The following is a 16,279-nucleotide window of genomic DNA, read 5'->3' as shown; positions in this document are numbered from 1 at the left end:
TATTTTCATTAGCACATTCTTTCTTCATCTGTATGATAAATACGTGCAATTTTATCTTTATGAACCTTAACACAATGTCTATACAAAAACTGAAATTCTTCATCTGTAGCATCATAAGGTTCTGTCTCGACTGTTCCAGTATATTTCTTATTTATAATATAATAGTCTCCTTCCATGTCTGTTTTTAAAGGGTTCTCAGTACGTTCATCCCAGCTTGTAGTGAACTCTATAATTTCACCATTTCTATATTCAACAAACCATCTATGAAGGATATGTTTGAACTTTCTTATTTCACATTGAATTAAAGAATTATAAGCCTTAAAATATTCTTCAGTGTACCCATAATATAATCTACAAAGGCTATCGCAATAATTAACCCACATTTGATTATCTCCAAAATTAGGTATCCAGTATTTTTCAACATTTGGATTAAAACTTGGAATTTTACCAGTTATAGAATATTCTAAATACATTTTAAGAATATATCTTGATTTATCTGCACAACAGGATGAACCTTCTCTTAGAACACATAAATTTTTTATATGATTTTCTAAAAAGCCATAATTTGCATAAATAAAATTAGGTTTATTTTTATCTTTGCAAACAGATGGTTCATGTAATGTACTTGCTAATAATTTCACACCTTTTTTTAATTTATGATTGATAAAACAATCAAAATTCTCAGGATTATTTATTTTAACCTTACTTTCTTTTGCATGACTAATTGCTTCTCCAAACATTTCTATTGATTCTTCTTCCGATTTTGCAGTTAACGCATTAAATAAACTTGTGAGGCATCTCGTCATTTCATTATCCATAATTTATTTCACTCCTTAAATTTACTTCGCCATATTCTCACCTTATCTAATTTTTGAAGTCTGACTTATTATTTTTTCTTATTTCTTCATTTTAGAGCACCATGGTACTCTAAAATGAAGAAAATGTTAAGATTCCAATTTATGATTCCAGAATAGTTTTGATGTCATCTAGTTTACTAAAAAACATATCTTTACTTATTGCTTTAATTGCAGTATGTTTTCTTAGAAAGTTTTTTATAGTAATCTCAGTGCTAACTGAACAAGTAAGGCTATAATCAAAATAAATATTATTATCACTTAAGGTTACTTCTTTTAAGCCTTTTTTATTTGTCCATATTCCTAAATAACACAATCTATTATTACTTTCTGTACGACCTTCAAGAAAAATATTTTTAGTGTCTTCAATGCAAAATTCAAGTTCTTCTGTTATAAATTTTTCTTTCTCATAAGAGATTTTAACCATAAAAACCTTCCTTTCTTGGTACGCAATTTTTTCATGTTATCTAACTCTTGCATTGCGAATTAGTTTTCAACTTTATACAGTCCACTTTCAATACCTTTTCTTAACAAACTCAAATGTATAGTTCTTCTTGCTGATTCATATACTAATTTATCAGTAATTTTAAATAATCCTATTATTTTTTCTTGGCAAATAACTTCTGCTACATCATTTTTAATACTTGCAATTTCTCCATATGTTCCATTTTTAAGATTTATTATCTTATTGCCTACTTCAAATTCCATACTATACATCTTTGGTCTCCAATTAGTATATACATAAACGGTGCTTTCACCATCTTCAGATAACACATAATTACCACATGTAGTACATGGAAAATCTCTTTTGTATGGTGCATGCTTACACTCATAACATGAATATTTCATTAGTCTTCAACCCTTTCTAATTGAATTGCGAACTATTTTAATTTTTTATAATAGAATTTTGCAATTTTATTTATATCTTGACCTTTATCATCATGTACAAATACTTTTGGTTGTCTTAGTCTTGAAGGAATGATAATTCCTACAATATGTTGTGTTCCAAAATCTTTGAGATGAATAAGACTTCTTCCATTTTTAAAATTTCTTAAATCAAAACCATATTGATAACTCATATCCGAATTTATTTCAATCCATGTTTTATAAACTTTTCTTTTTGGAATTGCAAAAATCATAAACTTAGATTCATTTACTTCACTTTCATCACCTGTTACTTTTATAAGAGCATCTTTACAATTTGTTTTTATAATCATATAAATTTCCTCTCCTCTTAATTCACAATACTCTCAGATGTCGCCACATTACTACTTCGCACCCAATCTGTTACTTTTAGGTTTATTTATTGATATATCATTTTCGACAAGTATTCTTCTTAATGTTTTGGCACAACAGCCTATCTTCATAGCAGCCTTATTCATAGAGCCATATTCCTTATATATCTCTATAGCATCTTTCTGATTAATATTTTCATATCTCATTACTTTAGGCTCCTTTCTAAATGATTAGATCACTTTCATATCCTATTTTCATTGTCATATTAAAAACCTTTAAAATATTATCTAAGTATTTCAAGCTTATATTTCTTTCTCCACTTTCCCAATATTCTACAGCTCTCTCAGTACAGCCAATAAGTTTGGCTAATTTTCTTTTACTCATATTTCTTTTAGTTCTTTCTTTTGCTATCATTAACCCTATATTCATTTGCATCATTCCTTATTTACCAGCTTCAAATATGTGCTTGAACAATATTTGTGTTGTGACTGCTCCAACACCATTTATAACTGGAGTTACATAAGCCTTCTCTATAACATCTTCTGATACATCTCCAAGACCTACATCTATAACTAAACTATTAACCTTTACCATATTCTTAGTTATAAGTCCCTTTTTACCTGTAACACTTATAATCACATCTGCATCTTTTGTATATTGCTCTAAATTTTCCGTTTTAGAGTGGCATATAGTAGGAGTAAAATCTCTTTCTAACAAAGATAAAGCTATCTCTAAACCTAAATGTCTACCAATCACACAAACACGTTTGTTAGAGTTTATATCCAAGGATTCTAATATCTTATTTACAGCTTCAACTGTACAATTTTCAAAGACTCCTTCTCCTGTGAAATTATCTATATCTTTTTCTTCATCCATGCACGCTTTTATAAGAATTTCTTCAAGAGCTCCTAAAGGTTTAATTGGCAAAACTGCATTTACCTTTGCTTGTACTTCTTTGACCACCTTGCCTACATCAAATCTATTTTCTAAATCTAGTGTTAAAATACTTACTCTTGCTTGATCTGCATTTCTTTCTATACTTTTGATATAATTAGTACTATCTTCTCTTTCTCCATGCTTTAAAATTGCTAATGTACGATTTTCTTCTGTTGAATTATGCTCTAAACTATAAATTAGTGGTTTTAAATTTATATACATAGTTTTTTCCTCCTTATTATTGAAACCAACCTTAATATCCTAATCTTTGCCTTTGATAATTTACTTCATGTTTTTTCAAATAAGCTTCATGCAGTTCTTTTAAAGTAAAGCCTAAAACAGTAACTAGTGCTATAAGGCTTTTTAATGCATCTTCCCAATATTCTTTAGTTACTAATTCAAATAAAGTATTAAATCCAGTTATTAAGTTTACCGGGCCTATTTCCAAAACTAGCTTAGCTGACATAGCTATATCTTCTAGGTTAAATTTAGCTTGTATATTAGTTAGATTTATAAGGCTTAGAATAAAGTGTAAGCAATCTGCTGCTTCATCCAAAATTACTTCCTTTGCTTCAGGACCTTTATTGCTCCAATACTTAAAGCATCTAGTTGTATTAGCAAACTCTCCGACCTCTACAAGTAATGCTAACTTTCTATCTTCTAAGAACTTCTTATCATATGCATTGCCTAAGTTCTTTTCCTTTGCTATAAAAATATCTAGCTCCCTTTGCTTGTCCAATAGTATTTTAATATCCATTAGTTTACTCCTACCCTCTTTATTATTTCTGAATGACTTAATCCTAATAGCTCACAATAAGTCTTACATGATTCACTTTCTAACCACACCTTGGCATCTTCCCTTAAGAACTCTGGAACCATTTTATTTCTAGTATCCTTAATTGCTTGCCTTATAACTTTTACTACTAAATTTCTAGATGTTTCATTAAAATAATCACTGTTCTCCAATGCTCTTATAGACTTCATCTCTTGTCACCTCTAATCTTATACACGCTTCTTCTATTGAATTATCAATGCATTCCATGTATCCTTTGCCAGTTTTCTCTACTTCTTTAATGGCAATCTCTGCAGCAAGATCTACTACATTTTTAACGTTTACCATCTTTCTACCTCCCTTTTTAAAAAGGTATTTCCCCATCATCTACTGGAGTTAAGTCATCTGGATACTCACTAATTTCTTGTTTATTAGTAGTCCATTCAATGAACTGCACCTCTTCTGAAACTATTTCTGTAACATATCGTTTTGTACCATCTTTAGCCTCATAGTTTCTAGTTTGTATCCTGCCTGAAACTCCTATTAATTTTCCCTTACCTACATACTGGGCTGTAGCCTCTGCTTGCTTGCCCCATACTACTACTGGAATAAAATCAGTTTCCTTTTTTCCATCCTTAGAAAATCTTCTATCAACAGCTAATGTAAATGTTGCTACTGCAGTTCCGTTTCCAGGAGTAAACTTTAACTCTGGATCCTTTGTAAGTCTTCCTATTAAAATTACTTTATTCATTTGTTTTCCCCCTTATTTCAATCTATAGTTATTATCCTTACCTTCTATCTGTACCATATAGTCTTTACACATTTGTATAATCCTGCTCCCTACAGCTTCATCAAAATCAAGCAATCTATCTGCAGTAAATTCAGAGCTAACTATTATTGGCAAGTAATTTAGATACCTATAATTAATAATTTCAAACATTATATTAAAATCTGATTCTGTAACCTTGCCTTTAAACAAATCATCTATTAAAAGAATTTTAGCTAATTGGTACCTACTCAACTGTTTTACATAGTACTCCTTATCTAGCATATTCTGCTTTATACTTGTAATGGTATCTCTGTAGGGCATATAAATAGCTGGAATTTTTTTATTTTCTAAAAAGTTTACAGCTAGTGCTATACTTAAATGTGTTTTACCACTCCCAACTTGACCTAAAAAAGCTATGCTGTTTTGTCTTGTTTCTTTTATATCTCCAAAATCTTTATAATACTTAATTGCAGTTTCTTTAGCTAATTGAGTTATCCCATTATAGGGTTTATATCCAGCAAACGTGTGCTTAGCTTGCTCTGAATTTATTCCAGAGGACTTCCATACTCTTTTTACCTTTTCTAACTCTTGACATTTACATGGTATAACCAAATCTTGAGAATCTTCTTGGCTTTTAATAATCCATCCTGTATCTTTGCATATACTACATTTATATAAGTCCTGTTGTATCGACTTCCCCTGCGGTTTTTGGCGCTGGTGGTCTGTATCCTTGATATTTCCCTGTGACTTTACTCTCATTCTTTCTATTACAGCCTGAAGCTCCATTTTTATGTCTTCCTTTCAATTTTTTATTTTTGAAATTCATCTTGTCATTTAAAACAGCTTCAACCGTAGTTATTTTATTATCTAGCCATCTATTTAAAACTGTTTTTATATATCTTATATCTCTTGCATCTGCTTCAACTGCTTCTTCTAATGCTAATGTAATTACTTCTTTCTCCATTCCATCATTTTCATAGCTTTTAAATATTTCTAATTCATGTGGTGTTAGTAAATGTCCCATGTTTTTATTAAAAAAACTTATATAATCTTCTATATTCTCCTTACCAGTAGTAGGAGTAGTAGTATCTTCTTCTGTATCTACTTCTTCTTCTACTTCTATTGCGTTACTTAACGTTACAGTAACGTTACAATTTTCGTTACTAAATATATTTCCACAAGTTTCATCTGCTGCTGATTCTATTAATAGTTTTTTCTTTTCTCTATGCTTAGCAACCCTTTTCTTAGTTTGCTCCTTTATTCTTTCCATGCCTTGAACATTTTGATGTTTCCCCCAATTTGCAATATAAATTAATTGATTATCTTTCATTTCTATCATTCCAAATGTTTTAAATGTTTGTAATGCCATTCTTATTGTATTAAGTGGTCTGTTAAATAAAGTTGCAAGCATTTCTTCTGTATATGGAATATTTTCTGAGAGATAAATGTAACCATTGTTATTGCATTTCCCAGCTAATACTAATAATTTTATCCAAATTATCAATACAGTGTCCTTTTCAGGCATAGCTTCTATAAGTCTTATTTTTTCATCGTCAAACATAGTTGTATTTATCTTAATCCACTTTACTTCTGCCAAGTACATCACCTCATTCGCTTAAAAGTTTTTCCCTACCATTACAACTCTTTTATTGCCATGCGCGTCTATCCAATTTATAAACTTAATCCTTATTTTCTTCTTCATTTTTCCATCCCCCGTATAAATTTTATATTTTTTGTGCATACTAAATATTGAGAAAGTATATGCACTCTGCTATACTGGAGATAAGGGCCAAAGCTCTTATCTAAAAATTTAAAATCTTGATTTAGTGCACCCTTGCCAGAGGGTGTATTTTGCTTTGTACTGAGTTAACTTTTTACTAATATTTATCTACCTCCTAGTACTAATTTTTAGACTGCTGCATATAATATATTGAGGAAGTGTTTGTATTTTTACTGTAAAAAGCTTTTTTAAAAAGGCTTTTCAGCCTCCCTTATCTCTTGTGGTAAAGTTTGGACTATAACTAAATATCTGTATTTATCCTATTCCCTTCATTAATTGGCATGGTAAATATTCCTATATCTAATACTGTCTTTTTCATTTCTTCTTTTAATTGTTCTTTAGTGTAAATACCATAACGATTATTTAAAACTTCCCAAATTCTTTTCATTTCCTCACTCATTTTTCCCACTTACTTTCTTTTTCAATTGTTCTAATAATTTATTGAACTTTATTTCTTTTTCAGACATTGCTTTCACCACCTTTTCCAATTGCCATTTCAATTTCTTTAACATCTTTACAATAAACTTTACTTAACTTCTCAATTTTTAGCCTGTCCATTTTATATTTACCTTTTTCTAAGTTATTTAATTGGACCCTGCTAACACCTAGTAATTCAGCAACTTTATAAGCTTTTAGCCCACTCTCTTGTCGTAATTCTTTAAGTGTCATGTGTTGCACCCCCTTGCCATAATAGTACATTAACTTTTCTAATATGTTAAGTTTAAAAATTGGTTAAAATTGGCTATTATTGAAAAATAACTCGATATTTCTGAATATATCTATCGTTTTTATATGTTTATAAATTTTCAGTATTGCAAATTTTTGTTTTTTTACTTTACTTTTATGTAAAGTTTGGTATAATAAATTGTGAAAGATGGAAGGAATGGTGATTATATTGTTTAATGAAAGATTAAAAAATTATAGAGAGAGTAAGAACTTATTGAAAAGAGAATTCGCCGGAGCACTTGATGTAAGTGAAAGTTATTATAATATGATTGAAAATGGTAAAAGGAACCCCAGTAAATCTTTTATTGAAAAGCTAGTCTGCGAAAGTAATATGCCAGAGGAATACTGGATATATGGAATTGAAAAAAATGATTATATAAATGTTAGAGAGGATTTAAAGTGTGTTAGAAAAGCTGTCGAGCAAATAATGGATTTAGGGTTAGTAAAAGATGTTGATAAGCTATTTAATGGCAATTATCCAGAGGGAACTTTGGAGGAATTACTAATAGCAGCTTTAAAAGCCGATATTGAATATTTATTAGAAAAGAAGAAAATTAATAAAGAAGATTAAACATAGGAGGTAATTTATTATGAATACTAAGGTTGCTATTTATGTGCGTGTTTCTACGCATCATCAAATTGATAAAGATTCTCTACCCCTTCAAAGACAGGATCTTATAAATTATACTTCGTATTTACTTAACACAGACGATTATGAAATATTTCAAGATGCTGGGTATTCTGCTAAGAATACAGATAGGCCAAAATTTCAAGAGATGATGTCTAGAATTAGGCAAAATGAATTTACTCATTTATTAGTATGGAAAATAGATAGAATCTCTCGTAACTTATTGGATTTCTGTGATATGTACAATGAATTAAAAAAATATAACGTTGCTTTTATAAGCAGAAACGAGCAATTTGACACCTCTTCTGCTATGGGAGAAGCTATGCTAAAAATAATATTGGTGTTTGCAGAACTAGAAAGGAAACTCACGGGCGAAAGAGTTACTGCTGTAATGTTAGATCGAGCGACAAAAGGCCTTTGGAATGGAGCTCCAATACCACTCGGTTATGTCTGGGATAAAGTTAAAAAATTTCCCGTGGTAGACGAAAGAGAAAATGTGACGGTTGAGCTAATTTATAATACATATAAAAAGACAAAATCTACTACTGCAGTAAGAGGGGTATTAAATGCCAATAATATAAAAACAAAGCGCGGAGGTAGCTGGACGACTAAAACGATAAGCGACATAATTAGAAACCCATTTTATAAAGGTACATATAGGTATAATTATAGAGAGCCAGGACGTGGTAAAGTTAAAAATGAAAAAGAATGGGTTTTGATTGAAGATAATCACGAAGCAATTATAGATAAAGAATTATGGGGTATATGTAATAATATTATGGACATAAATGCTCAACGGAATAATGCAGCAGGCTTTAGATCTAATGGAAAAGTACATGTATTTGCAGGATTGTTAGAGTGTGGAGAATGTCATAATAATTTGTATTCCAAACAAGATAAACCCAATATTGATGGTTTCATACCTTCTATATACGTTTGTAGTGGTAGATACAATCACTTAGGATGCACACAGAAAACAATATCTGATAATTACATAGGTACTTTTATATTTAATTTTATATCTAACATTATGGTATCTCAAAATAAAATAAATAAACTTGATGCTCTAACATTAGAAAGGGCTTTACTTGATGGAAAAATATTTAAAGATATTATTGGAGTTGAGAATATAGAAACTATACAAAAAATATCTTATTCTAAAAATATATTAAAAGCCAAGAATGTGGATACTAAGGATAACTCGATTGAATTAGAAATTATAAAAAAAGAAAAAGTTAAATTTGAAAGAGCTATGCAAAGATTAGAAGATTTGTACCTCTTTGATGATGAAACTATGAGCGAAAAAGACTATGTAATTAAAAAGACGAAAATAAATGAAAAACTTAAAGAATTAAACAATAAGCTAAAGGAACTAGATACTTGTGTAGATGTATCAGAATTAAATTTAATGAAAGAAGTATCTAATTTTATGCTTTCAAAAGAATTATTAAATGCAGAATATATAGATTACAAAACTTTATTATTAAATGTTGGTAGAGAACAATTAAAGGACTTTGTAAATACAATAATTGATAAAGTATTGATAAAGGATAAGCAAATTTTAAATATAAAATTCAAAAACGGCCTTGAAACTAAGTTTATATACAAGTTATAAGTATTGCTTTTATTCCTACCACTTTGAACTTACGGACAGCCCCAGGTTTCTATATAAAAGTATTTTTGATTATTCATAAATTATTTCACCTCATATAAAAGTTTTCCTAAGTAACATTAAACATTATACTATATTTTATAATGTTTATCTATTTTTTATTGAAATTTGTAAAATTATAAGTAATAAAAAAAGACACAGCGTGAGACTATGTCTTTACTTCTAATTTCACATATTCTTTTAAAACATTAAATCCGCAATCCTTATATAAATTAAATGCAACGGTATTATTTATATCCACATTTATAGTTGCTATATTATAATTATAACTATAAATTATCTTTAAAAGATAATTTATAAGTAATTTTCCATAACCCTTACCCCTATAAGCAGGTAAAATACCTACATTTACAATAATAGGTATATCTCCTTCTATTATAACTTGACCATATCCAATATATTTATTATCCTCTTTTATAAATATAGTACCAGGGCTAAAATAATAATATTGATTTTCATCAAAGTATATATCTTTAGTAGAAATAGGAACTCTATTTTTATTTTTAAATACCTCATTTTGAATATAACATCGTATTTTTTCATCAAATCCTTTTCTAAACACTTCAAAACTTATATTTGCTACTGCTACAGAATTAATTTCTCTTTTTAAATCTAAGCTCATTTCAATTGTGCCTACTTTTTTGCAAAAACCTGCTTCTTTTAGCAGTTCCATATTAATTCCATTGTTTTCACATAAAAAATTTGCTGTAAAACCAGGTTTTAAAGTTTTTAAAAGTAGTCTTATATAGTCTGCACTTTTGCTAGATAAATTTACACTTAAAGCCCTTATATTATAAGAGTTTTTGTCATCTATAGAGGTCCAAATATAGCCACATAAATTTTTATTATTCTCAAGTATGTTTATATTTCTTCGTAAAAATAATCTTTGAGGTAAAGTTGTAGTATTATAGTATTGAAAAAAATCTTCATTTAAAGAGTTAAATGATTTTCTATCAGCATTTAATTCTTCAAATTGTGGCATTAAACTTTTACTTAATTTAACATATTTGCACATAATATTCCCCATAAGTCTAATATTATAAATAAGTATAAAACTTTTAAAAAACTTAGTCAATATTTTCCTTCAAGTCATTAAAAGTTCCCAAGTAATCTAAATAATCATTTAAGAATTTTTGTTGAGCTTCATTATATCGTAGAAGTTTATTAAGTTTACGAATATACTTATTTTCGCTCCAATCTTTATGTTTTATATATCTTTTTTTACCTAATCTACAAAATTTATGTGGAAAAATAATCATAGAAAGCATAGCTTCTATTTCAGATTTAGATAATTTATTTACACTATCATAAGCTTCTATCATTATTTTAGCTTTTTCAAAGTCCCATTGATACTCTTTTTTAAACATAAGCCTTCGTATAAATTTACTTAAATCATTTATATGAAGATTTATTAATATAGTATCTAAATTTACTATATAATAAGTATCGTCCTTTTTTATTATATTTTGATAATCAAAACTATCATGACAAACTAATTTTTGTTCATTAGCTTTTTTAGATAGTACATAATAATCAGAGGTATTTAATACTTGTAAACACATACTGCCCATATTATAAAATCCCTCTAAATAACTTTTATATAATTTATCAAATTCATTTCTTAAACGTTTCTTTTCAATGTATTTTTTAAACTTTTCCAAATCCTCTAAATCCTTTTTAAATATTCTTGGCCAGTTTTTTAAATTGTTTTTAATTTTTAATACTTTTGTGTCAATATGCTGGCTAGATATATGAAACTTAGCTAAAAGGCGAACACAATCACATGCCTCATCTATATCATTTAAGTCACATTCATCCCCATCAATCCATTCTACAACATAAAAATACATTTTTTTATGTTTTGCAAATAAATAATTATCTTTTGTTTTAAAAAATTTAGATGTATAAGGAAAATTATTTTTATTTAATTCTTCTGCTAAATAATTGCTATTAAGAGTTTTCGTTTTATTATGTTTTACTCTTTTTAAGCATACAGTTCTTATATTAGTATCTATTTTATAACTACTTCTTACTTTGGTAATATCTATTATGGAGAAATTATAGTTTTCTAGAACTTTTTTTACCATCAATTTTTCTTTATCAGTAAGTTCGTCCACATACTGTATTAACTTTCTATCTCCCATAATTACCCTCCTATTAGTATCTATTAAATTATATTAATTATAGGAGAATTTATTACAAATAAAAAAGGACATCTATAAGCGATGACCTTTAAATATTGGAAACCTTAACGGATACGGGCTGTTCAAATATACCTCTCTTTACTTCTGTAGCGGTCATGTTTTTAGCCTGAAATTTTTCAGTCATATAGTTACATGCATCCCATGGATTTATCTTGTCCCCACATGTAAATACATCTACAGCAGCATATCCAAGCTCAGGCCAAGTATGTATAGTAAGGTGAGATTCTGATATTATAACTACTCCACTAACTCCCATAGGACTAAACTTATGAAATGCTACTTCTCTAACTTCAGCTCCTGACTTTAGTGCAGAATCTACCATTATTCTTTCTATCATTTCTTTATTATCTAATATATCACCATCGCAACCATATATTTCAGCTAAAATGTGGCGTCCTAAAGTGTTCATTCTATAAAAACTCCTCCTTGATACAGTATATTTTATAATTCATTAACAAGTAAATTTTATCAAATATACGAGAAATGTCAATATATTTACTTGTTTTTATAAAATATTTTCATTTAAACTAGTAATTGTTCTATTTATCTCTTGATTACTACTATATTTAATGTTTTTTACATTAACTTGTAAAATGCGTGTGCTATATTAGCATACACGCATTTTATAAAATTATACTATGTTACTTATTACTTAATTTATTTATGGTTTCATCTATAATCCAATCTGGAGTAGATGCACCGGCGGTTATTCCTATCTTCTTTATATTTTTATTATTTAATAATTCTAAAGGAATCTCTTTAGAGTTTTCTATATGAATTGTATTTTTACAATTTTTTGTACATATTTCAAATAGTTTAGTTGTATTTGAACTATTTTTGCCTCCTATTACTATCATATACTCTGCATCTTTAGATAAATCATAAGCAGCCTTTTGTCTAATCTCCGTAGCACTACAAATAGTATTAAAAGCAACTATTTCTTTACTAAACTTAACTACCTTTTCAAGTACATCTTCCCAGCGAGATTGCTTCTCAGTAGTTTGAGAAACCACGCATATTTTTCTTGGGAGATGCTCTATATTATTACTATCATTTGTTATTATAGCAGAATTATTACACCATCCATTTATTCCTATAACTTCAGGATGATTTTTATCTCCCACTATTAATATAGAGTATCCTGAATCGTAGTATTTTTTTACTTTTTGTTGTATATTAGAAACATATGTACAAGTAGCATCTATTATTATAACTTCTTTTTCCTTGAGTTTATTAAATATTTCAAGTGGAATACCGTGTGAACGTATTATTACTATATCATCTATTTTTAAATTTTCTATATCTTCTATTTCTATAGGAAAAATATTTAATGTTTTTAAATAACTTACAACATCATTATTATGAATTAATGGTCCTAAGGTATATATTTTTTTCTTATATTTTTCTTGAACACTTATTGCCATGTCAACAGCTCTTTTAACCCCATAGCAAAAGCCTGCATGTCTTGAAAGTATAACTTCCATAATATATCACCTTTCTTTGTTTTTTAAAGCACTAGATATTATATTAGAAATTTTTTCAACTACTTCATCTATAGTCAAGTAGGAAGTATCTATTTCAATAGCATCTTCTGCTTTTCTTAAAGGATTTACATCTCTATTAGAATCTATATAATCCCTTTTTATAATATCATTAAGAATTTCCTCATATTTTACACTTATATTTTTAGCTAAAAGCTCTTCATATCTTCTTTTAGCACGTAACTCTGGAGAGGCAATAAGATAAAATTTAAAAGGTGCATCCTTTAAAACTACTGTACCAATGTCTCGACCATCCATGATAACATCATATTTTTCGGACATCTTTTGCTGCTGTTTAACCAAAAGATTTCTTACTTCTGAAATAGCTGCATATAAGGATACACTATTGCTTATTTCAGGAGTCCTAATAGCTTCACTTACATCAGTATTATTTAAGATAAGTTTATTATTTTCAAAATGCATATTTGTATTTTCAAGTAACTTACATAATGCTGATATATTATCTGGAGATATGTTATTTGTTTTAGCAAGTAAAGTTACTGCTCGATACATTGCACCTGTATCTATGTACATTAAATTAAATTTATTTGCTAGTATTTTTGCAATGGTACTTTTTCCTGCTCCTGCAGGCCCATCAATTGCTATAGCTACTTTCAATTGCAAACTTCCTTTCCTTTTTACTTTTAAATATATATATTATATATTCTATAGTAAGAGTAGTTTTCCTTTATTTAGCTAAATTTTTTCTTCTATAGTAATAACTACTCTTACTCCACAGATTATTTATCACCTATCATTTTACCTGCTAAATATCCAGTAGAAAATGCTATTTGTATATTATACCCTCCTGTATATGCATCCACATCTATCACTTCTCCTGCAAAGTATAAGTTATCTACTAATTTAGATTTCATTGTTGAAGGATCTATTTCTTTTACATTTACACCACCAGCGGTTACTATTGCTTCAGCTATAGGTCTTAATCCTTTTATATTAAATGCAAGATTTTTTATTAAGTAAACTAATGATTTTCTTTCTTCTTTCGTTATGGAGTTTACTTTTTTATCTTCAGGTATAAAAGACAATTTTATAATTATATTTATCAATTTTTTAGGTAATAAATCATCTAAGGAATTTTTAAAATCTTTATTTATATATTTGGCAAAGTCTTTTTGTATTCTTTTATCAAGTTCTTCCTCAGTTAAAGCTGGTTTTAAATCTATTACAGCTTGCATGGATGAATTTGATTCTACAAATCGACTGCTGCTTAATACTATAGGCCCTGAAATACCAAAGTGAGTAAATAGCATTTCGCCAAATTCCTTATATATAACTTTATTATTTTTTTTGATTTTTACTTCTACATTTTTAAGAGACAATCCTTGAAGTTCTTTAATCCATTCCTCTTCAAGTTCTATAGGCACTAATGAAGGCTTTAATGATATTATCTTATGACCTGCTTTTTTAGCAAAATTGAATCCTTCGCCACTAGATCCAGTTTGAGGGTATGAAGCCCCACCTGTAGCTAATATAAAATAATCACCTCTAATACGGGAATCATCTTGCAAAACTAATTCTACAATTTTACCTTCATTTAATATTATATCCTTTACCTTGGCATTTAATTTTACATTAACATTTCTTTTAATAAGTTCTTGTTCTAAACCTTTTATTATATCAGAGGATTTATCAGATTCAGGAAAAACTCTATCGCCTCTTTCTACTTTGAGCTTTACTCCTATATTTTCAAAAAAGCTCATTACATTTTCGTTTGTATATGTATAAAGAGAACTATACAAAAATTCAGGATTACCAGGAATATAATCAAAGAATTCGCTTATATCCTTTGCATTAGTAACATTACATCTGCCTTTTCCAGTTATGAAAAGTTTTTTCCCTAGCTTTTCATTTTTTTCTATTAAAATAACATCATGATGCTCAGCCGCAGTAATGGCACTCATTATACCTGCAGGGCCACCACCTATAACAACAACCTTTGACACTTGTAAAACCTCCTATAATCAAGAAAACGAACCATTAAAGGTTCGCTCTCATTTATTCAGATCTCTTTTCTTTATAAGCATAAACTTCATAGTCTTCCCAAATTTTTTCTAGTTTTTCAAAAGTAGAAGATATCTTATCCTTTTCTCTAAGGCCTACTGCAATTATAAGTGCATTTATTACACTTAGAGGAGCTACTAAAGAATCCACAAATGAAGCCATATTGCTTTGAGCAATTAAGGTATAATCTGCTCTTGCTGCTAAGGGAGATAATAAACTATCTGTAATAGCTACCACATTAGCATACTTACCTTTTGCATAATCCAAAGCTTCTATAGTACGAGCTGCATATCTTGGAAAACCAATTCCTATAACTAAATCTTCTTCATTTATATTTAGCATGTGTTCAAATATGTCACTAACTCCAAAACCAATAACCTTTACATTATCTAATATAAGGTTTAAGTAAAATCCTAAAAATTCAGCCATAGCGGTGGAACTTCTAAGGCCTACAATATATATCTTTCTAGCTTTAAAAATGCTATTTACCACATCATCAAAAGTTTTATGATTTATCTTTTCTAGAGTAGATCTTATATTTTCCATATCTGATTTCAAAACACTTTTTAACGCAGATTCTTGACTTATAAAATCATTAGAAAGTTCAATTCTTTGAACAGTAGTTAATTTATTTTTAATTAGTTCCTGCAATGCCTTTTGAAGTTTTGGATATCCACTAAAACCTAGCTCATTTGCAAACCTTACTACAGTAGATTCACTAACTCCAACACTTATTCCAAGTTTTGCGGCAGTCATAAAAGCAGCCTTATCATAGTGTTTTAATATATATTCAGCTATAAGCTTTTGACCTTTACTAAGTCTTGGGAATCTACTTTGAATAATTCTCATTAAATCTTGTTTTCCAACATCCATATTAATTCAATCCTTTCTCCACATTCCCTAAAATATTGCAACATTTATTTCATTTTATCATCTAATGAACATATAATCAATATATCTTTCAATTTTTGCTAAGATTCTTTATATATGGAGAGTATATCTTTGCCTTCTTTTTCGGTTAATCCAAAGACTAAATTAATATTACTCAAATTTTTATTAAGAAAGTCTACTATTTTATACATATCATCATAATGATTTAATTCCTTCACAGCGATTAATTGCAACTCATTTTTCATATG

26 protein-coding genes are annotated in these 16,279 nt (G+C 28.5%); 2 read left to right on the top strand and 24 right to left on the bottom strand.

What is annotated here, in order from left to right; genetic code table 11:
- Positions 1-8 precede the first annotated feature (8 nt).
- The 16 genes from CRN98_RS00180 to CRN98_RS00125 form a co-directional block, all read right to left on the bottom strand.
- Entirely contained in the window at positions 9-818 is an 810-nt protein-coding gene (locus tag CRN98_RS00180; protein ID WP_097025405.1) for a hypothetical protein, read from the bottom strand.
- A gap of 139 nt (positions 819-957) precedes the next feature.
- Positions 958-1,281 carry a hypothetical protein gene (locus CRN98_RS00175; RefSeq protein ID WP_097025404.1) on the bottom strand — a complete coding sequence of 108 codons (324 nt, stop codon included), beginning with the start codon at positions 1,279-1,281 and terminating at the stop codon, positions 958-960.
- A gap of 59 nt (positions 1,282-1,340) precedes the next feature.
- The gene (locus tag CRN98_RS00170; RefSeq protein WP_097025403.1) at positions 1,341-1,703 is read right to left on the bottom strand and encodes a hypothetical protein; all 363 of its coding nucleotides are present in this window, start codon (positions 1,701-1,703) and stop codon (positions 1,341-1,343) included.
- Positions 1,704-1,735: 32 nt separating this feature from the next.
- Entirely contained in the window at positions 1,736-2,071 is a 336-nt protein-coding gene (locus CRN98_RS00165) for a hypothetical protein (protein WP_097025402.1), read from the bottom strand.
- A 51-nt stretch (positions 2,072-2,122) separates the two neighbouring features.
- Positions 2,123-2,296, bottom strand: coding sequence for a hypothetical protein (locus CRN98_RS17560; protein ID WP_179631855.1), 174 nt, complete (start codon positions 2,294-2,296; stop codon positions 2,123-2,125).
- A gap of 16 nt (positions 2,297-2,312) precedes the next feature.
- The gene (locus CRN98_RS00160) at positions 2,313-2,519 is read right to left on the bottom strand and encodes a helix-turn-helix domain-containing protein (protein ID WP_097025401.1); all 207 of its coding nucleotides are present in this window, start codon (positions 2,517-2,519) and stop codon (positions 2,313-2,315) included.
- A gap of 12 nt (positions 2,520-2,531) precedes the next feature.
- Positions 2,532-3,248, bottom strand: coding sequence for a bifunctional 5,10-methylenetetrahydrofolate dehydrogenase/5,10-methenyltetrahydrofolate cyclohydrolase (locus CRN98_RS00155; RefSeq protein ID WP_097025400.1), 717 nt, complete (start codon positions 3,246-3,248; stop codon positions 2,532-2,534).
- A gap of 31 nt (positions 3,249-3,279) precedes the next feature.
- On the bottom strand, positions 3,280-3,783 hold the full coding sequence (locus tag CRN98_RS00150; RefSeq protein WP_097025399.1) for a dUTP diphosphatase: 504 nt from the start codon (positions 3,781-3,783) through the stop codon (positions 3,280-3,282).
- Positions 3,783-4,010 (bottom strand): hypothetical protein, encoded by a 228-nt coding sequence (locus CRN98_RS00145; protein ID WP_097025398.1) that lies wholly within the window; start codon positions 4,008-4,010, stop codon positions 3,783-3,785. Before CRN98_RS00145 ends, CRN98_RS00150 begins: the two co-directional genes overlap by 1 nt.
- Positions 3,979-4,146: a hypothetical protein gene (locus CRN98_RS17555; protein ID WP_179631854.1), complete on the bottom strand. Its 168-nt coding sequence runs from the start codon at positions 4,144-4,146 to the stop codon at positions 3,979-3,981. Before CRN98_RS17555 ends, CRN98_RS00145 begins: the two co-directional genes overlap by 32 nt.
- Before the next feature lie 16 nt (positions 4,147-4,162).
- Positions 4,163-4,549, bottom strand: coding sequence for a single-stranded DNA-binding protein (locus CRN98_RS00140; RefSeq protein WP_097025397.1), 387 nt, complete (start codon positions 4,547-4,549; stop codon positions 4,163-4,165).
- A 12-nt stretch (positions 4,550-4,561) separates the two neighbouring features.
- Entirely contained in the window at positions 4,562-5,257 is a 696-nt protein-coding gene (locus CRN98_RS00135) for an ATP-binding protein (protein WP_423237073.1), read from the bottom strand.
- Positions 5,238-6,164: a phage replisome organizer N-terminal domain-containing protein gene (locus CRN98_RS00130; RefSeq protein ID WP_179631853.1), complete on the bottom strand. Its 927-nt coding sequence runs from the start codon at positions 6,162-6,164 to the stop codon at positions 5,238-5,240. Before CRN98_RS00130 ends, CRN98_RS00135 begins: the two co-directional genes overlap by 20 nt.
- Positions 6,165-6,182: 18 nt before the next feature.
- Complete coding sequence (locus CRN98_RS18000; RefSeq protein WP_278335384.1) at positions 6,183-6,308, bottom strand: hypothetical protein; 126 nt, start codon at positions 6,306-6,308, stop codon at positions 6,183-6,185.
- Positions 6,309-6,588: 280 nt separating this feature from the next.
- Positions 6,589-6,735 carry a hypothetical protein gene (locus CRN98_RS17550; protein WP_179631852.1) on the bottom strand — a complete coding sequence of 49 codons (147 nt, stop codon included), beginning with the start codon at positions 6,733-6,735 and terminating at the stop codon, positions 6,589-6,591.
- A gap of 71 nt (positions 6,736-6,806) precedes the next feature.
- Positions 6,807-7,016 carry a helix-turn-helix domain-containing protein gene (locus tag CRN98_RS00125; RefSeq protein ID WP_097025394.1) on the bottom strand — a complete coding sequence of 70 codons (210 nt, stop codon included), beginning with the start codon at positions 7,014-7,016 and terminating at the stop codon, positions 6,807-6,809.
- Positions 7,017-7,221: 205 nt separating this feature from the next.
- Here CRN98_RS00125 and CRN98_RS00120 point away from each other — a divergent pair, with 205 nt between their 5' ends.
- Together CRN98_RS00120 and CRN98_RS00115 are read left to right on the top strand one after the other, a co-directional pair.
- On the top strand, positions 7,222-7,644 hold the full coding sequence (locus tag CRN98_RS00120) for a helix-turn-helix domain-containing protein (protein ID WP_242960760.1): 423 nt from the start codon (positions 7,222-7,224) through the stop codon (positions 7,642-7,644).
- A gap of 19 nt (positions 7,645-7,663) precedes the next feature.
- Positions 7,664-9,316 (top strand): recombinase family protein, encoded by a 1,653-nt coding sequence (locus tag CRN98_RS00115; RefSeq protein WP_097025393.1) that lies wholly within the window; start codon positions 7,664-7,666, stop codon positions 9,314-9,316.
- A gap of 205 nt (positions 9,317-9,521) precedes the next feature.
- On the opposite strand, the gene CRN98_RS00110 is transcribed toward CRN98_RS00115, so the two are convergent.
- From CRN98_RS00110 to CRN98_RS00075, 8 genes are all read right to left on the bottom strand, one after another.
- Positions 9,522-10,388 carry a GNAT family N-acetyltransferase gene (locus CRN98_RS00110; protein ID WP_179631851.1) on the bottom strand — a complete coding sequence of 289 codons (867 nt, stop codon included), beginning with the start codon at positions 10,386-10,388 and terminating at the stop codon, positions 9,522-9,524.
- Between the two features lie 52 nt (positions 10,389-10,440).
- The gene (locus CRN98_RS00105; RefSeq protein ID WP_097025391.1) at positions 10,441-11,517 is read right to left on the bottom strand and encodes a CotS family spore coat protein; all 1,077 of its coding nucleotides are present in this window, start codon (positions 11,515-11,517) and stop codon (positions 10,441-10,443) included.
- Positions 11,518-11,605: 88 nt separating this feature from the next.
- The gene (gene speD / locus CRN98_RS00100) at positions 11,606-11,986 is read right to left on the bottom strand and encodes an adenosylmethionine decarboxylase (RefSeq protein ID WP_035307771.1); all 381 of its coding nucleotides are present in this window, start codon (positions 11,984-11,986) and stop codon (positions 11,606-11,608) included.
- Positions 11,987-12,218: 232 nt separating this feature from the next.
- Positions 12,219-13,061 (bottom strand): 4-hydroxy-3-methylbut-2-enyl diphosphate reductase, encoded by an 843-nt coding sequence (locus CRN98_RS00095; protein ID WP_097025390.1) that lies wholly within the window; start codon positions 13,059-13,061, stop codon positions 12,219-12,221.
- Positions 13,062-13,067: 6 nt separating this feature from the next.
- The gene (gene cmk / locus CRN98_RS00090; protein WP_097025389.1) at positions 13,068-13,736 is read right to left on the bottom strand and encodes a (d)CMP kinase; all 669 of its coding nucleotides are present in this window, start codon (positions 13,734-13,736) and stop codon (positions 13,068-13,070) included.
- A 122-nt stretch (positions 13,737-13,858) separates the two neighbouring features.
- Entirely contained in the window at positions 13,859-15,082 is a 1,224-nt protein-coding gene (locus CRN98_RS00085; protein ID WP_097025388.1) for a BaiN/RdsA family NAD(P)/FAD-dependent oxidoreductase, read from the bottom strand.
- A gap of 52 nt (positions 15,083-15,134) precedes the next feature.
- Positions 15,135-16,013, bottom strand: a complete 879-nt coding sequence (locus CRN98_RS00080) for a MurR/RpiR family transcriptional regulator (protein WP_097025387.1) — start codon at positions 16,011-16,013, stop codon at positions 15,135-15,137.
- A 98-nt stretch (positions 16,014-16,111) separates the two neighbouring features.
- Complete coding sequence (locus tag CRN98_RS00075) at positions 16,112-16,276, bottom strand: DUF4264 family protein (protein WP_097025386.1); 165 nt, start codon at positions 16,274-16,276, stop codon at positions 16,112-16,114.
- Positions 16,277-16,279: the final 3 nt, after the last annotated feature.

Origin of the sequence: Clostridium peptidivorans, from assembly GCF_900205925.1 — a bacterium.
GTDB lineage: Bacteria > Bacillota > Clostridia > Clostridiales > Clostridiaceae > Clostridium_AK > Clostridium_AK peptidivorans.
This window is presented reverse-complemented; position numbering and strand designations above follow the sequence as displayed.

Coding starts and splice junctions, on each gene's coding strand:
- CRN98_RS18000 (WP_278335384.1), bottom strand. CDS start 6,308: ATGCACAAAAAATATAAAATTTATACGGGGGATGGAAAAATGAAGAAG.
- CRN98_RS00080 (WP_097025387.1), bottom strand. CDS start 16,013: ATGGATGTTGGAAAACAAGATTTAATGAGAATTATTCAAAGTAGATTC.
- CRN98_RS00115 (WP_097025393.1), top strand. CDS start 7,664: ATGAATACTAAGGTTGCTATTTATGTGCGTGTTTCTACGCATCATCAA.
- CRN98_RS00165 (WP_097025402.1), bottom strand. CDS start 2,071: ATGATTATAAAAACAAATTGTAAAGATGCTCTTATAAAAGTAACAGGT.
- CRN98_RS17555 (WP_179631854.1), bottom strand. CDS start 4,146: ATGGTAAACGTTAAAAATGTAGTAGATCTTGCTGCAGAGATTGCCATT.
- CRN98_RS00160 (WP_097025401.1), bottom strand. CDS start 2,519: ATGAATATAGGGTTAATGATAGCAAAAGAAAGAACTAAAAGAAATATG.
- speD (WP_035307771.1), bottom strand. CDS start 11,986: ATGAACACTTTAGGACGCCACATTTTAGCTGAAATATATGGTTGCGAT.
- CRN98_RS00095 (WP_097025390.1), bottom strand. CDS start 13,061: ATGGAAGTTATACTTTCAAGACATGCAGGCTTTTGCTATGGGGTTAAA.
- CRN98_RS00175 (WP_097025404.1), bottom strand. CDS start 1,281: ATGGTTAAAATCTCTTATGAGAAAGAAAAATTTATAACAGAAGAACTT.
- CRN98_RS17560 (WP_179631855.1), bottom strand. CDS start 2,296: ATGAGATATGAAAATATTAATCAGAAAGATGCTATAGAGATATATAAG.
- CRN98_RS00140 (WP_097025397.1), bottom strand. CDS start 4,549: ATGAATAAAGTAATTTTAATAGGAAGACTTACAAAGGATCCAGAGTTA.
- CRN98_RS00170 (WP_097025403.1), bottom strand. CDS start 1,703: ATGAAATATTCATGTTATGAGTGTAAGCATGCACCATACAAAAGAGAT.
- CRN98_RS00155 (WP_097025400.1), bottom strand. CDS start 3,248: ATGTATATAAATTTAAAACCACTAATTTATAGTTTAGAGCATAATTCA.
- CRN98_RS00145 (WP_097025398.1), bottom strand. CDS start 4,010: ATGAAGTCTATAAGAGCATTGGAGAACAGTGATTATTTTAATGAAACA.
- CRN98_RS00150 (WP_097025399.1), bottom strand. CDS start 3,783: ATGGATATTAAAATACTATTGGACAAGCAAAGGGAGCTAGATATTTTT.
- CRN98_RS00120 (WP_242960760.1), top strand. CDS start 7,222: ATGGAAGGAATGGTGATTATATTGTTTAATGAAAGATTAAAAAATTAT.
- CRN98_RS00105 (WP_097025391.1), bottom strand. CDS start 11,517: ATGGGAGATAGAAAGTTAATACAGTATGTGGACGAACTTACTGATAAA.
- CRN98_RS00125 (WP_097025394.1), bottom strand. CDS start 7,016: ATGACACTTAAAGAATTACGACAAGAGAGTGGGCTAAAAGCTTATAAA.
- CRN98_RS17550 (WP_179631852.1), bottom strand. CDS start 6,735: ATGAAAAGAATTTGGGAAGTTTTAAATAATCGTTATGGTATTTACACT.
- CRN98_RS00075 (WP_097025386.1), bottom strand. CDS start 16,276: ATGAAAAATGAGTTGCAATTAATCGCTGTGAAGGAATTAAATCATTAT.
- CRN98_RS00180 (WP_097025405.1), bottom strand. CDS start 818: ATGGATAATGAAATGACGAGATGCCTCACAAGTTTATTTAATGCGTTA.
- CRN98_RS00110 (WP_179631851.1), bottom strand. CDS start 10,388: ATGTGCAAATATGTTAAATTAAGTAAAAGTTTAATGCCACAATTTGAA.